Origin of the sequence: Anabaena sp. AL93 (assembly GCF_001672085.1) — a bacterium.
GTDB lineage: Bacteria > Cyanobacteriota > Cyanobacteriia > Cyanobacteriales > Nostocaceae > Dolichospermum > Dolichospermum heterosporum.
The window spans coordinates 13,256-27,607 of record NZ_LJOU01000046.1 but is presented as its reverse complement, the minus strand read 5'-3'; the positions used below and the strand labels follow the sequence as shown (position 1 = coordinate 27,607).

Sequence of the window (14,352 nt, the reverse complement as noted above, 5' to 3'; positions counted from 1 at the left end):
ATACAATAAAAACATAAAAGAAGAGATAAGCTGACGTTTATTCCTGTTTTATTACTTGCATTAGATAAGCATTTAGACTTTCGGGGGTTTCAGCATAGCCATTAAATGCTGTAAGTGCTTGTTCATTGGTAAGTATAGGATGTGGACTGGTATAGTCATTATTAAAAGTGAAACTTAATTTTTCTGCAATGAACAATTTACTTTTACAAGAATCTCTTAAAATTAACCTTAAAAATACTAACACAAACCATATTTCATATTTTCCTCGGAAAACCTTATAATGTTCACAATTAGTAAATTCAGTCATTTTATTATTTAAAATATCTGCTGGAATTTCTGGAGCATTTGGAAACTTTTGTTTGATTTCTTCCAAATCATAATTTGCCGAAACTGACTCTAAAGTTAAATCAATAAAATTTTCAAAATCTTTAGAAAGATTATCAGATAAATTTACACCTATTTCTCTCCCTGTAGAATTTCTAATTTCTACCAAACAAGCATACCAAGCATTAAGCAAAATTGTAGCTTGATGAAATTCTTCTTGTCTATCTTTAAAAAGAGTCATACAAACTTGAAAATCTGGATCACTAACCTCTGATAAATGACATTCATTTTTGATAATTTCTTTGAAAACATTTACTGAAACATAAAAATTTTCAATTGAATAACAAGATGTTTCAAATATTGGTGGGTTATGAGGTGGTAAAGGTTCATTAAAATCTCTATCAATGAAAAATGCTTTTTTGTACTTATCATATTCTCTATGAATAGTAATAAGTCGGTAAACTTCTAACACTTTCTCTCTACCCCCACAATGGATAGCGTGATAATTTTTAATAAAACGCTTGATTCTTGGCACATAATAAGCATTATCTTTACCTTCAAAAAAACAAAATAAACCATCTTTACCTTGTGTTGTATGCAGGATAAATTCTTGATAGGCAACCTGGGGTTTTTCTCGACTCAGTCTGAGTATTTCTGTGTATAACATTAGGCTATAATCGTTTCTGAAGGTTGAATATATTGATCTAATCCAATAGCATATTTATCCAGTTCATTATCAAAAATAAATGGAGAATGGGTTACTGCTAAAAGTAATTCACATTTTCCTGAATTGATAATATCTGGAAGTAATTGTTTTTGCCATATCATTGATAATGATAATTCTGGTTCATCAAAAAGTATAATAAATCTTTTGTCACTTTCAGAAAGGTATATTTTGGAAAATGTAGAAATAATTTGCTTTTCTCCAGAAGAAAGTTTACTCAAGTCAATTTCAGAATCAGTTTTTTCTGATTTGATAAATATTTTGATGGCACTTTCATCATAAAATACTCTTTTATTGATTAAATATTTATTACAAATGTCTTTAAATTTCTTCACCAAATCATCTAATTCTTTTTGTTTATCATATATTTCTACTAATTTTTTTAAAATATAAGTTAGTGATGGATTTCCAAATGATTGATTTTTAACACTATTTCTAATTTCATTTTTATCAGTTTCAGATAATTCTTTACCAACTCTTGCTAAAATAATTTCAATATCATTTTCATTAATTCTATTTAAAAAATTATTGTCTGTGTGAGCAAATCCTTTTACTAACTGACTGAGAATTTCCGAAGTGATTTTAGAAAATCCTTCTTTTAAGAGTTTATCAATTTTACTTTCAATTTGAGTAAAACGTTTTTTAACATCATCCATTCCAAACTGGATAAGTGTATTTTCTTGCTTCAAAATCTCATCATTGTAACCTAAATTATATAAATCTTCTTCAACCCGTCTGTATGTTGGAAAATACATAATCTCACTACCTTTAATACCGGATTCAATTTCCTCTTTACAGGTTCTAAAAAATTGGTTTGATAAATTTTCCTTATTCATTTCGGCTTGCTCAAAAACTCGAAATAGATGAGTTATAGGATATTTTCTGAACTTGGGATTATATTCAAATTCCATTTCTAATTTTCTTCTATTACCTTTGACTTGTATAAATCTAGTTCTTAACATCTCAAATTGAGAATAACCAACCTCATTAATAAATTCCTTAACTATTGGATTATCATAAATTCCTTTAGTCAATTCATTTACACTAGCTTTATCTATTTTAATAGGATTTCTGTCATTAAATTCTAAAATCAATTCATCAAAACTGAATTCATCAAGTCTAAAAAAATTTCTTGTCAAAGTATAATAAAAAAGATTTAAAACTTGAGTCTTACCAATTCCATTTTCACCAACTAGTATCTTTATATTTTCATCAAAAGGAATGTGTATATCATCTGTTCCAAAAAGACCATACACTGAAAAAGATTTTATATTACTTGTGTTCATTTTATTGTCCATATTAATAACTATAGCTATATATTATGTCATAAGTTGTCAAATAGCTCTATTCAAAATTTCATTAGCTAAAATGTTTCAGTCTCTCTCATTTTCTGTAGTAATTGAAAAAACGAACTATGGAAAATAAAATCCAAAGTCCGTTTTCAAAGAGAGTCGGTAGTAAGCCGGGTTCTGTTCTCTTGCGAGGGCAGTTATCTATCTGGGATGTTTGTTACCAAACACCTCTAGCGGCTCTTTTCAAGCGGAACTGGTAAAAGACCAACCGTAGTTCCTCCGGCCTTGCTTCCAACTGGGGTTTACCGAGCCAACGCCTCTCGACGCTGCTGGTGCGCTCTTACCGCACCTTTGCACCCTTACCAACCAATAAATTGACTGGCGGTATCTTTCTGTGGCACTATCCTCACGATCGCTCGCACTGGACGTTATCCAGCAAGTCTGGTCTTTCGGAAGCCCGGACTTTCCTCAAACCAGTCTTAATGACTAATCTGCAACTGCCTACGCCTACTCTCTTCTTTCTCTATTTTACATTTGATTGCATACTCTGTACTACTACCTGAAAATCACTTTTTCTTATTCCAGGGTAGCGCGTAAGTCCAAGGGAGTTTTTTAATAGTAAAAGGACAATTAATAATTGACACTGGAGGAACATTTATTCCTGGCGCAATACCGACTCTCATTTCGGAAATCCGCAGCACAAGTTGTAATGAAAATTCCAAATTTTTTTTGCCATCTATAAAGTCTTTGTATAACTTCTTATCATTCTTCTTGATGGCAGCAATATTAATTAAGGGAGAAGCTGGTTGATATATTCCTGATTCTTTATCTCTTTGAAATACATCTTCTGCGGTGACATTTTCAGAAATTGTCTTTTTAGGAGCAATGATTGTCGGGACTTGGGGTATAGCTAAATCGCGGGTTAAGTCAGGAGATTTGCGAATCACTCGCCGGGACTGTTTGGTATGTTCAACCACGAAAGAACTATTATCCCAATCAACATATACGGCAATGCTATCTGATTTATTTTCAATACTCATTGATAACTCTTTGAGATCAGTTTCTACTTTATCTAAACCATAATTACCTGTTTTGAAGGAAATACCCACGGTGTCTTGGAGATTTTGTTCTTTTAATTGATCATCAACAGCACCGTTTTGGAAATCAACTTTTACTATATTGTCTATAGATTCAATCATGCGATTAAATGTCCAATAGACAGTCAGTATGTAAATCATCAAAATAATCAGATTTTGATCGCCACTTTGCATTTTTATAACCCTGATTTTCTACCATTTTCAAAATTGTAACATAGTCTAAACTATGATTTATGTGATTTATGTGATGAAGTTGTATGATGCAATTGAATGTGATTTTTACAGGTGTGACTCTAAATCATCCAAATCATAAAAATCATAAAAATCACAAGAATCATAAAAATCACAAGAATCATCCAAATCATAGGAATCATAGTTCAGACGTTTTATATTTCTTATTAGTAAGTCTTTTAAAGTTCAAACTAAGTAGGTGAACACAATAAAACCAAACTGTGTAAAGAAACGTAAAATCGCCCAAACCCTCTTCACTCTTGCCTCTTGCCTCTTGCCTTTTGCCTTGCCATAACGACAATTTTCAACGCCAACCTACTTAGTTTCACCGAAATTGATTAGTAACCCAATCTCAAGATTATATGCTTCTAAGTAGTTAATTGCTTGTGCAAAATGAACGTCTTCTAATTTAGTTACTGCTTTTATTTCAACTGAAATAACACCTTCGACCAAAAAATCTACTCGTCGTGTTCCTATTTGTTCTTTTTTGTAAAAAATTGGCATTTCAAATTCTCTTGCAAAAGAAATACCCGCCAATTGCATTTCAATTACAAAAGAAGGGAACAGGGAACAGGGAACAGGGAACAGGGAGCAAATAAGAAACACTCATTTGCACAAGTTTAAAGCTCAGTCAAAAAAAGGATGTTTTTAAAAGATGCGTAGCACGAAAAAAACAGTGTCATTATTTCAATCTCATGTTTTTAAACATGAGTTTTTCCTGTTCCCTGTTGCCCGTTCCCTGTTCCCTCTGAACAATGCTCTTTGATAAATTACTTCTTGAAAACCATTACCCAATGTTTTATGCACAGTCATAGAACATCCAATGATTTTGGATGTCAGTTCTGAGTATCTATACTTTTCATTGATCATCTTTTCTTGACCCTAACTTACCCTACCTTACTTGATTATTGTCTAAACTATAATTATTTTGATTACTTTGATTCAATGATCACCATATTAAATCATCAGGCGTTGCTGAATCGAGGTATGAAATTTCCAAATTGAACCTTTAAAAATCTTACCTTTGCGTCTTTGCGCCTTTGCGTGAGACTAAAATTCATACCCTTAATCAGCAACGCCAATCATCATTATCACCAACATCACTACAAATCATAGTTTAGACAGATGCAGGGAAAGAAAAGCAGTTCATAAATTAACTTGCGTGTTCCCAGTCGCTGAGTGATTCAGACTGTTGATTTTTCGCTTTAGTTTTGCGGACTGGTACTTTAGGAGTCCCAATATCAACAGGAGAAAAAGACTGTTTCTTTTTAGTAGACTTGCGTTCTTGTGTATTTTTCATGACTATTTTCACTTTCTGAAAACTTTTAACCACATTTACATAATCAACTTTAATTGATCAAATCCCGGATAAAAGATTGAGGTGATTATGTAAAATTCATCAATCCATAACATCCTATAATTTAGTAGGATCTGCTACAGAAAAACCTTGTTTTCTCGGTTGGATATTTCCTAACTTTACTTGAAAGTTTATTTGGTCACGCATCTTACCAGTTCTGGCTTCTAGCTTCCAATTACCGGGGCGTAAATGCCAAAATATCGCATTGGTTGATTGTGTAGATAAATGTTGATCATTTAGCCACCAGTCTATAGACTGATTTAATGTTCCACTAGCTTTAAATTCTAGTTTTTGCTGTCCCTCTCCAGATGGATACAGCAGAAATAAATCCCCATTACGAGGAGAGATAATTCGGAAATTATCAGGATTAAAATGCAATTGTGGCTGTTTTGCTAACCATTGATCATACACAGGTGATAAATGAAAATCCGTAGATTTTTGATATGCAATTTTATCTTTCACAGAGAAATATTCTTGAACTACGGAAGTACAGCTAGGTGTAGGTTTTAGCCCTGTGATGGCACAAATTGGTAATTTTACCATGCCCTCTGGAGATGGAAAATTAGCGGGTGTTTGACGTTCATGCAGATGTAACATGATTCTGTTCCACAAAGGTGCAGCCCCTGTGACACCGGAAACCTGACGCATGGGTTCACCGTTGAAATTACCCACCCAGGTAGCCACAGTATAATCACTACTAAAGCCAACTGTCCAGGTATCACGATAATTTGAAGATGTACCAGTTTTGACAGCGACGGGAAAGGGCAAATTTAACACTGAGTCTACACCAAAAGCTGTGGATCGGGCATAGCGATCGCTTAACATATCAATAATTAATTGCCAATAATTGGAAACTAAAGATTGAGAATTTGAATTTGGGGAACTGTTTAATGTAGTTACTAATGGTGTTATTTTCCCCATGTTAGCCATAGTTAAATAAGCCCTAGCTAGTTCCCACAAGTTCACCTCACCACTACCCAAAGTTAAACCCAAACCGTAATATTCAGCATCTTGATTTAAATGTGCAAAACCCAACTCATGTAAGCGATTTAAAAAAGTTTCTACACCCACTCTTTCTAATACCTTTACCGCAGGTACATTTAAAGAATTTGCTAAAGCAACTCTCACTCTCACCGGACCGAGAAAGCTGTTAGTATAGTCTGTGGGACTATATAATTTCGCTCCCGGAATTGCATAATGGGCAGGTACATCTGGCAAAATCGTATGAGGATTAATTACTCCTTTTTCTAAAGCTAATTCATACACAAATGGCTTTAATGTAGAACCAGGTTGTCGTAAAGCTTGTACTCCATCATTTCGTCCTAATTTCACATCATTAAAATAATCAGGCGAACCAACATAACTTAAAACCTCTCCAGAGGAGTTGTCAATTATCACTACTGCTGCATCATGGACATTATTAGCCTTTAAAGAGGAAATTACTTGTTGTACTTGTGCTTCCACAAATTGCTGTAAAGGGCGATTTATTGTCGTGCGAATAGGTGATGATTCCTGATTAGGTGTATTGTTTTGTTTGGCTAACCAAAATAGAAAATGTGGTGCAGCAATAATTCCCTGTTGACGAGGTTGAAATATTATTTTTTCTTTATATATAAGTTGCGCGTCTGCATCAGAAATATATTTTTCCTGTACCATTCTATTTAAAACATATTTCTGTCTTTGCTGTAATCTTTCTCGATGTTGATAAGGATTAAAATAAGTGGGATTATTAGGAATTGCTGCTAAAATAGAAGCTTGGGCTAAGTTTAAATCACTAGCAGGAATAGAAAAGTAAATTTGCGCCGCAGCTTCTACACCATAAATATTTCCCCCCATAGGTAAACGATTAATATAAGCAGCAAGAATTTCATCTTTCGTCATTCCCGCAGCTAATCGCCAAGATAACCAAACCTCTTTTAATTTTGCAGTCATTGTTCGCGGTGAATTATCCAACATTCTCGCCAATTGCATGGTAATTGTGGAAGCACCGGAAACAATTTTTTTATTCTCAATTGCTATTTTTATCGCTCGAAAAATTGCTTTTAAATCTAATGCACCATGTTGATAAAAATGAGCATCTTCGGCGGCTAATATTGCTTTGATGAATTGTGGTGAAACTTGATTTAATTTGACAACTGAGGTATTTTCTTGATCACTGGTTAATATAGTTCCTAATGGTAAATTGTTACGATCTGTAAACTCTATTGCTAATTGATGCTGGGCAATATCTAGACTACGAATAGGGGCAAAATAAGGACATGATCGGATTAATAAATAGATTAAAATGCAAGGGACAATAATTTTATTCAGTTTGTAGTTGCGGTTTATCTGCAATTTATATGATTTTATCTCACGCAGAGACGCTAAGACGCAGAGAGTAAGAGTTTTGAGGAAATGAGTTAGTAAATTCATAATAATGTTAAGAATTGTATGCTTTTTGGGAAATAGTTACGTTACATTAGTTATCTATATATCATTCCTGTTTTTTAATCGAACCACGGAGGCACAGAGAACACAGAGGAGGAGAGTTGTTTACATTTTATTTAGGATTGGTTTATTCACTGTAGCTAATTGCTGTTGATATTTTTTGCATTTAATATGATGATTGGAAAAATCTTTAAGTTCCTGTTTATTGTCACTCTCGTGTTTGGAATGACTGGTTGTAATTTTATGACTATTCAACCAGGTAAGGAAAAGTTACCACCTGTTGAGTCATTAATTACGCCAAAGTTACCAGATTGGATAGAACAAATTAGTCCTTTAGGAGATGCAAAACCTACCAGTCAAATTCGGATTCGCTTTCAGGAAGCTTTAATTCCTGTTGAAAGTCTTGATAGTCCCCAACAGCAAAGTTTATTAACTAAATTTGCGATTTGGCCTCCTTTACCGGGACAATTTCGCTTTTTAACTCCGCGTATGGTGGGTTTTCAAGCTGATAAAGCTATACCGAAAGCAACGCGAGTTAAGGTTACTCTTAAAGCGGGTTTAGCAGATTTAAAAAATCATCGGTTAAGTCAAGATTTGGCTTGGACTTTTAATACTGAATCTATTCAAATTACTAATTTACCAGGAGTTAACCCGATTGAAAAAGCCGTAGTTGAACCAATGGGTTTACAACCAAAGTTGCAATTTACCTCTAATTTAGAATTAGATTTAGATTCTGTCCAAAAGCATTTACAGTTAATTCCTGAAGGTAAAACGCAAGGTGTGGGTTTTAAGGTGGAATTAGCGAAGGAAGAAACACCAGAAAGTTTAGATCCTTTTGAAAAATTTGACCCTTCAGTCAGAAATTGGGTTTATAATCTTATTCCTGGGCAAAATTTAGAGAAAGCTACTTCTTATCGGTTGACTTTTTCTCTTGGTATTCTTCCTGCTAATGGTAATTTACCCAGTCAAAAAGAATTTGTTAGTAAGTTAGCAACTTATTCACCTTTAGGATTTGTGGGAATTAAACCCTATGGAGAACCAGATTCTGGGGGAACTTATGGGAGATTTACTAAAGGTAGTCCTCAGTTAGAATTTAATAACATTTTATTGGCAGATTCCGTTAAGGACAATATTAAAATTAAGCCCGTACCTAAAAATATTGATACTGTATTGCAAGTTTCTGAAGAAGATAGAATTGTCAGCATTAATCCCTGTTCTTTAGAACCATCTACTACTTATACAATTAATATTGAGAAAAATCTTAAAGATAAATTTGGGCAAACTTTAGGTAAACCAGTAACAATTAAATATGATACTGGTGATGTGGCTGGAAATATTTCTGTACCATCAGATTTAAATATTTTCCTCACAGATAAAGATTTGCAAATTAATATTGATACTATTAATTTACCAGAGTCAAAATATCAAGCTGCTTATCGCATTGTTAAGCCTACAGATTTGGTTTATACAAATACTGCTAATGATTTATTACCCGAACCTTCTAAATGGCAAGATTTCAAAATTAGGGGTAAACAAAATCAGTCATTAACTATCAATATTCCTCTGAAAGAAAAATTAGGTAATCGTCAGGGAATGTTAGCTTATGGAGTGCAAGCACGAACTCATAAATATCAAGAAGACGGTAAGCAATTGTGGAAAGAACCGACAACTTATGGCATGGTACAATTAACTAATTTAGGTGTCTTTTCTCAATGGTTTCCAGAATCGGGTTTAATTCGGGTTCATCATCTTAGTGATGGTTCACCAGTTAAAGCGGTAAATATTGAAATTTATCAATCAAAATTAGCAGAAAAATCTCGTCCTCAACCTGTACCCTGTGCAACTGGAAAAACTGATGAAAAGGGAATTTTGATCATTGAGAATAATCAATTAATACAATGTTATCCCAAATTAAAATCTAGCGGACTACAATTATTAGTAATCGCCAGTGAAAATCAAGATTGGGCATTTGCGAGAACGGAAGAATATAGTGGTGCTTATGGTTATGGAATTGATGCCGGTTGGGAAGCTGATAAACCAGAATCACGAGGAATTATCTTTTCTGATAGACAATTATATCAACCCGGAGAAAAAGCTGCTTTTACTGCTTTTGCAGATTATTTAGAAAAAGGTAAAATTCAGGAAGACAAAAATTCCGTTTATCAATTAACTTTAGTTAGTCCTAATGGACAAAATACAGATTTAGGAACAAAAACAACTAACCAATTTAGTACATTTTCTTTAGAGTTACCAATTCCTCAAAATCAGCCTTTAGGCTTTTATACTATTAAAGCTAAAGGTAACAAGGGACAAGAAATTTCGGGAGAGTTTCGAGTAGCAGAATTTAAACCCCCAAATTTTAAAGTTGATTTAAAACTCAATCAAGAATTTGCAGTAATTGATGACAAAATTGATGTGCAGGTAGGAAGTAATTATTTATTTGGTTCACCAGTTGAAGGGGGAGAAGCTAAATATTTTGTCACTCGTAAACAGACTAATTTTATCCCTAAAGGTTGGGAAGAATTTAGTTTTGGGAGACAATGGTTTTGGCCAGAAGAAAGTCCCAATGTGACGAATGATGTTTTGCAAACTAGCACTAAATTAGATACGAATGGGAAAAGTAGTCAAACTGTAACTGTAGCTAAAGATTTACCATACCCCATGACTTATCGGGTAGATGTGCAAATTAGTGATATTTCTAATTTATCGGTTGCTAATTCCCAAAGTTTTACCGCTTTACCCAGTAACCGAATAATTGGTTTAAAAACGAATTTTGTCGCTGACGCTGGCAAAGATTTTCCTATAGAATTCATTGTCACTGACGCAACTGGAAAAGCTTTAGACAATCAAAGAATACATCTGGAATTACAACAGATGAAATATAGCAGCGTCACCAAAATTGTTGAAGGTAGCAAAACTCCACAAAATCAAGTTGAATATCAGACAGTTGGGAAAACAGATATTACATCTGGGAATACTCCCCAAACAGTCAATTTAAAACCTACTGTATCAGGTTCATATCGGATTCGCGCTAATTTCAGTAATAGTAGAGATGAACTTACAGCCACAGATTTACAAATTTGGGTGACAGGAGAAAATCAAGTATTTTGGGGTGGAGAAGAAAAAGATAAATTGGAAGTTAAATTAAATAAAAAAGAGTTTAAACCTGGAGACATAGCTACAGCTTTAATTCAATCTCCCTACCCAGAAGGAGAATTATATTTTGCGGTGATTAAAGATAAACCTCTCTATCAACAAGTAGTTAAAATTAAAGGAGGTGCGCCCCAAATTCAGTTTACAATTACCCCGGAAATGTTACCTAATGCAGCAGTAGAGGCGGTATTAGTCAGACAAGGTAAACCACTTAATCAAGTAGAACCGGGAAGTTTAGAAAATTTAGCCAAAATTGGGTTTGCAGCTTTTAAAGTTAACCTAACAGATAAATATTTAAAGGTACAAGTTAACCCAGTTGAAAAATCTTTAGAACCGGGAAAAGAAGCAAATGTAGAACTGGAATTAAAAGATCATCAAGGAAACGCTACCAAAGGACAATTTACTGTCATGGTGGTGAATGAAGCGGTATTACAATTAACTGGTTATCGTCCGCCAAATTTGGTAGATACTGTTTATGCAGAACAACCAATTTCTACCCGATTCAGTGATAATCGTCGTGATGTTAAATTAGCACCATTAGCTACAGGTTTACCCAAAGGTTGGGGTTATGGTGGAGGTTTCTCCAATGGTTTAGCAAATACTCGGATTCGTGAAGATTTTCAAGCTTTAGCTTATTACAATGGTTCGGTGATTAGTGATGAAAATGGTAAAGCAAAAATCACCTTTAAATTACCCGATAATCTAACAACTTGGCGGATAATGGTTGTGGCTACAGATGGAAATCTGCGGTTTGGGAATGGTGACGCAACATTTATCACCACAAAACCATTAATAACTAATGCTATTTTGCCACAATTTGCCCGGAGTGGCGATCGCATTTTGGCAGGTTTATCCGTCACCAACACCACCACAAACACTGGAAATCTGACTATTAACGGTGAACTTAGCGGTTCTCTTAACTTCGCCGAAAATAACCCCAAAACCACCTCATTACAACCAAAAGCCGAATCAGCAACCCAAGCTTATCGTTTCCCAATGGTAGCGGGTAATTTGGGCGAAGGTAAAGTCACATTTACCACTCAATTAAATAATATTGCTGATGGTTTTACTGTCCCCTTGGAAATTAAACCTTTAGAAATTACCGAACAAGTTGTGGAAACTGGTGTAAGTGAAAGACAGGTAAAAATTCCCTTGAATATTGCTAAAAATACCTTTCGTGAAGCCGGAGGTTTAGATATTCAATTAGCCAGTACCTTAATTCCAGCAATTAAAGCCCCTGCAAAACAAGTTTTAGAAAATAATGATTTACCATTTGCAGAACCAGCCGCAAGTCAATTATTAATTGCTGCAAATCTGCAAACTCTCACCCAAAAATATAATCAAACCTTTGCCGAATTTAATCCTCAACAACAAGCAAAATTAGTAATTGCACAATTACAAAAATTGCAAATAGCAGATGGTGGTTTTGCAGCATTTCCAGGACAAGAAAAATCCGATCCTCTGGTTTCTGCTTATGCTGGAGAATCTTTAGTTATAGCTAATCAAAACTTTCCTAATTTAGTGGATAGTAAAATCATCTCTAATCTGAAAACTTATCTGCAAAAAGTTCTCGCAAATCCTGGACAATACGACTTTTGTAAACAGAAACTTTGTAAATCTCAATTACAACTAAATTCCTTAATTGCCTTAGCACAATTAGGAGATAAACGCAATAGTTTCTTGTCAGATATTTATCAACAACGTGATAATTTTGATCTAGTTACTCAAATCAAATTAGCCAGATATCTATATCAATTTCCTGAATGGCAAAATCAAGCCCAAATCATGCGGTTGGAGTTCCAAAAGAATATCTATGAAACTGGACGTACCGCAGTTGTGAATTTACCCAAAACTTGGAGTTGGATGAGTTCAAACACTGTCACCCAAGCCCAAGCTTTACGGTTATTTATTGACCAAAAAACCAACCCAGAAATTATTGATAAATTACTGCAAAGTCTGCTAAATTTACGCAGAGAAGGGACATGGGAATCTAGTTATAATAACGCCCAAGCCCTCACAGCTTTAGTTGCATATAGCCAACTCCAACCCACACCACCTAATTTTATAACTACGGTAAAATTAGCAAATCAGAAATTAGGAGAAACCAGTTTTAATGGCTATCAAAATCCTAGCTTACAAATGAATATTCCTATGAATCAATTACCTCAAGGTAAACGTGATTTATGGTTACAAAAATCTGGAAGAGGTAAATTGCATTATTTAGTCGCTTACAAATATCGTTTACAAGGAAATCAACCAGGGAGATTTAACGGTTTACGAGTAACGCGAGAAATTAGTAAAGTTAATGAAGAGAAAACTATTCAAAAAACCGGAATGTATGCTTTTGATAAACCATTAACCTTACAACCTGGACAAGTATTTGATATTGGTTTAGAAGTAATTACAGATCATCCTGTAGATCATGTAGTCATAAAAGACCCATTACCCGCAGGATTTGAAGCTGTAGATGGTAGTTTTCAAACAGCGACACCAGCATTACAAGCAAAAGCCGATAATTGGCAATTAGGATATAAAACAATCTATAAAGATCGGATTATTTCCTATGCAGATCATCTAGAACCAGGAGTTTACAGTTTACATTATTTAGTTCGTTCCGTTACCCCAGGAACATTCATTTGGCCAGGTGCGGAAGTTCATCTTCAATATGCACCAGAAGAGTTTGGACGCAGTGCAGATTCTACTTTAGATATCTTAGAAAGGTGAGTTTTTTTATGATGAATTAATTCTCTTTTCTCTGTGTCCTCTGTGCCTCTGTGGTTCGATAAATTTCCTCCAAACCACAGAGTGCAAAAACCTTATTGTACAATCTGATTCCGGCAATATTCTTGCGTCGGTGTCACCGAAACAACTTCCACCTCTACAGGTTTTTCTGGAGTAGGATTAATAATAAACTCACTTGGTCCTTGATGCGGTTTTAGAGGATTTCCCCAGTCATAGGTATAACCTAAACCAGACCAAGGATAATATTCTTTTTTGGCATTGGTGTAGGAATTGGTGTATATTGCCTTAACAACAGGACTACTATCAGGAACAGGTAAAGGTAAAAGATTACAACTAGAATCGTTAATTTCTCCATCAATACATGGTCTAGTTAAATCTTCGGCTTTTACCCACATTTCCACAAAATGAGTTTTAGTGGAATATTTATTTAAGATTAATCCTAAATACTGTTGTAACCGCAAAGAAAGTTCAATATTATCAGGAATATTGCTATCAATGGGTTGATATTTTTGACAAAATTCTTTTACTTGTGGTACTGCGGTAAACCAAGTTTGATAAGGTAGTAATTTCTTTGCACCTATTGGCCAATCTGTATTTGGGTTACTTGTGTATTTCCAAGTTGACATCAAATATTCTACTTTGCCATTATTTGATCTCGATTTTACTTGGGGATTATTTGGAGATAAAGCCCAAAGATTATTAACTACTTCATCTGCTAATGGTTCTTTGGCATCTTCAATACTATCTGCTAATGTTTTGGTGAGAACATTATAAGTTTCTGGTTGATATTGCAATAGATAGTCATAGACATTTTGGGTTACTTCTAATTGGGCTAATTCTGCTTTGAGGATTGGAGTATTGTTGTTAGTAATTCCTGCTGCTAATACTCTATTTTGCCACCCGAAAACTAAAAAGGCACAACAAAGTAAGCCTACAAATAATTTCTGCTGCCAATTTCTCATGATTAATCACTTGGTACTTGGAGTTTTGTATCAAAACAGATTC

8 protein-coding genes, 1 other RNA gene and 1 pseudogene are annotated in these 14,352 nt (G+C 34.3%); 1 reads left to right on the top strand and 9 read right to left on the bottom strand.

The features are described 5' to 3' along the window. Positions 1-37: 37 nt before the first annotated feature. The 8 genes and pseudogenes from AN486_RS13615 to pbpC form a co-directional block, all read right to left on the bottom strand. A complete protein-coding gene (locus AN486_RS13615) occupies positions 38-991 on the bottom strand; it encodes a DUF4435 domain-containing protein (RefSeq protein ID WP_053539881.1) in 954 nt (317 codons plus the stop codon). Next, on the bottom strand, positions 991-2,334 hold the full coding sequence (locus tag AN486_RS13610) for an AAA family ATPase (protein WP_053541318.1): 1,344 nt from the start codon (positions 2,332-2,334) through the stop codon (positions 991-993). The genes AN486_RS13615 and AN486_RS13610 overlap by 1 nt, the downstream gene beginning before the upstream one ends. A 156-nt stretch (positions 2,335-2,490) precedes the next feature. Then, an RNA gene (gene rnpB, locus AN486_RS13605) (RNase P RNA component class A) lies at positions 2,491-2,855 on the bottom strand. 51 nt (positions 2,856-2,906) lie between these two features. Continuing rightward, positions 2,907-3,611, bottom strand: coding sequence for a hypothetical protein (locus tag AN486_RS13600; RefSeq protein WP_053539880.1), 705 nt, complete (start codon positions 3,609-3,611; stop codon positions 2,907-2,909). A 372-nt stretch (positions 3,612-3,983) separates the two neighbouring features. Then, positions 3,984-4,205 carry a GxxExxY protein gene (locus AN486_RS13595; protein ID WP_290601070.1) on the bottom strand — a complete coding sequence of 74 codons (222 nt, stop codon included), beginning with the start codon at positions 4,203-4,205 and terminating at the stop codon, positions 3,984-3,986. Positions 4,206-4,421: 216 nt separating this feature from the next. After that, positions 4,422-4,538, bottom strand: a pseudogene (locus AN486_RS13590) (GxxExxY protein); the annotation flags it as partial. A 283-nt stretch (positions 4,539-4,821) separates the two neighbouring features. Continuing rightward, positions 4,822-4,968: a hypothetical protein gene (locus tag AN486_RS13585; protein ID WP_015083478.1), complete on the bottom strand. Its 147-nt coding sequence runs from the start codon at positions 4,966-4,968 to the stop codon at positions 4,822-4,824. A gap of 114 nt (positions 4,969-5,082) precedes the next feature. After that, positions 5,083-7,437, bottom strand: coding sequence for a penicillin-binding protein 1C (gene pbpC / locus AN486_RS13580; protein ID WP_290601067.1), 2,355 nt, complete (start codon positions 7,435-7,437; stop codon positions 5,083-5,085). Positions 7,438-7,623: 186 nt separating this feature from the next. Here pbpC and AN486_RS13575 point away from each other — a divergent pair, with 186 nt between their 5' ends. Then, the gene (locus AN486_RS13575) at positions 7,624-13,329 is read left to right on the top strand and encodes an alpha-2-macroglobulin (protein WP_290601065.1); all 5,706 of its coding nucleotides are present in this window, start codon (positions 7,624-7,626) and stop codon (positions 13,327-13,329) included. Positions 13,330-13,421: 92 nt separating this feature from the next. On the opposite strand, the gene AN486_RS13570 is transcribed toward AN486_RS13575, so the two are convergent. Continuing rightward, entirely contained in the window at positions 13,422-14,309 is an 888-nt protein-coding gene (locus AN486_RS13570; protein ID WP_290601063.1) for a hypothetical protein, read from the bottom strand. Positions 14,310-14,352: the final 43 nt, after the last annotated feature.

Excerpts from the sequence above, each read along its gene's own strand:
- AN486_RS13615 (WP_053539881.1), bottom strand. The coding sequence starts at position 991 with ATGTTATACACAGAAATACTCAGACTGAGTCGAGAAAAACCCCAGGTT.
- AN486_RS13610 (WP_053541318.1), bottom strand. The coding sequence starts at position 2,334 with ATGAACACAAGTAATATAAAATCTTTTTCAGTGTATGGTCTTTTTGGA.
- AN486_RS13600 (WP_053539880.1), bottom strand. The coding sequence starts at position 3,611 with ATGCAAAGTGGCGATCAAAATCTGATTATTTTGATGATTTACATACTG.
- AN486_RS13585 (WP_015083478.1), bottom strand. The coding sequence starts at position 4,968 with ATGAAAAATACACAAGAACGCAAGTCTACTAAAAAGAAACAGTCTTTT.
- pbpC (WP_290601067.1), bottom strand. The coding sequence starts at position 7,437 with ATGAATTTACTAACTCATTTCCTCAAAACTCTTACTCTCTGCGTCTTA.
- AN486_RS13575 (WP_290601065.1), top strand. The coding sequence starts at position 7,624 with ATGATGATTGGAAAAATCTTTAAGTTCCTGTTTATTGTCACTCTCGTG.
- AN486_RS13570 (WP_290601063.1), bottom strand. The coding sequence starts at position 14,309 with ATGAGAAATTGGCAGCAGAAATTATTTGTAGGCTTACTTTGTTGTGCC.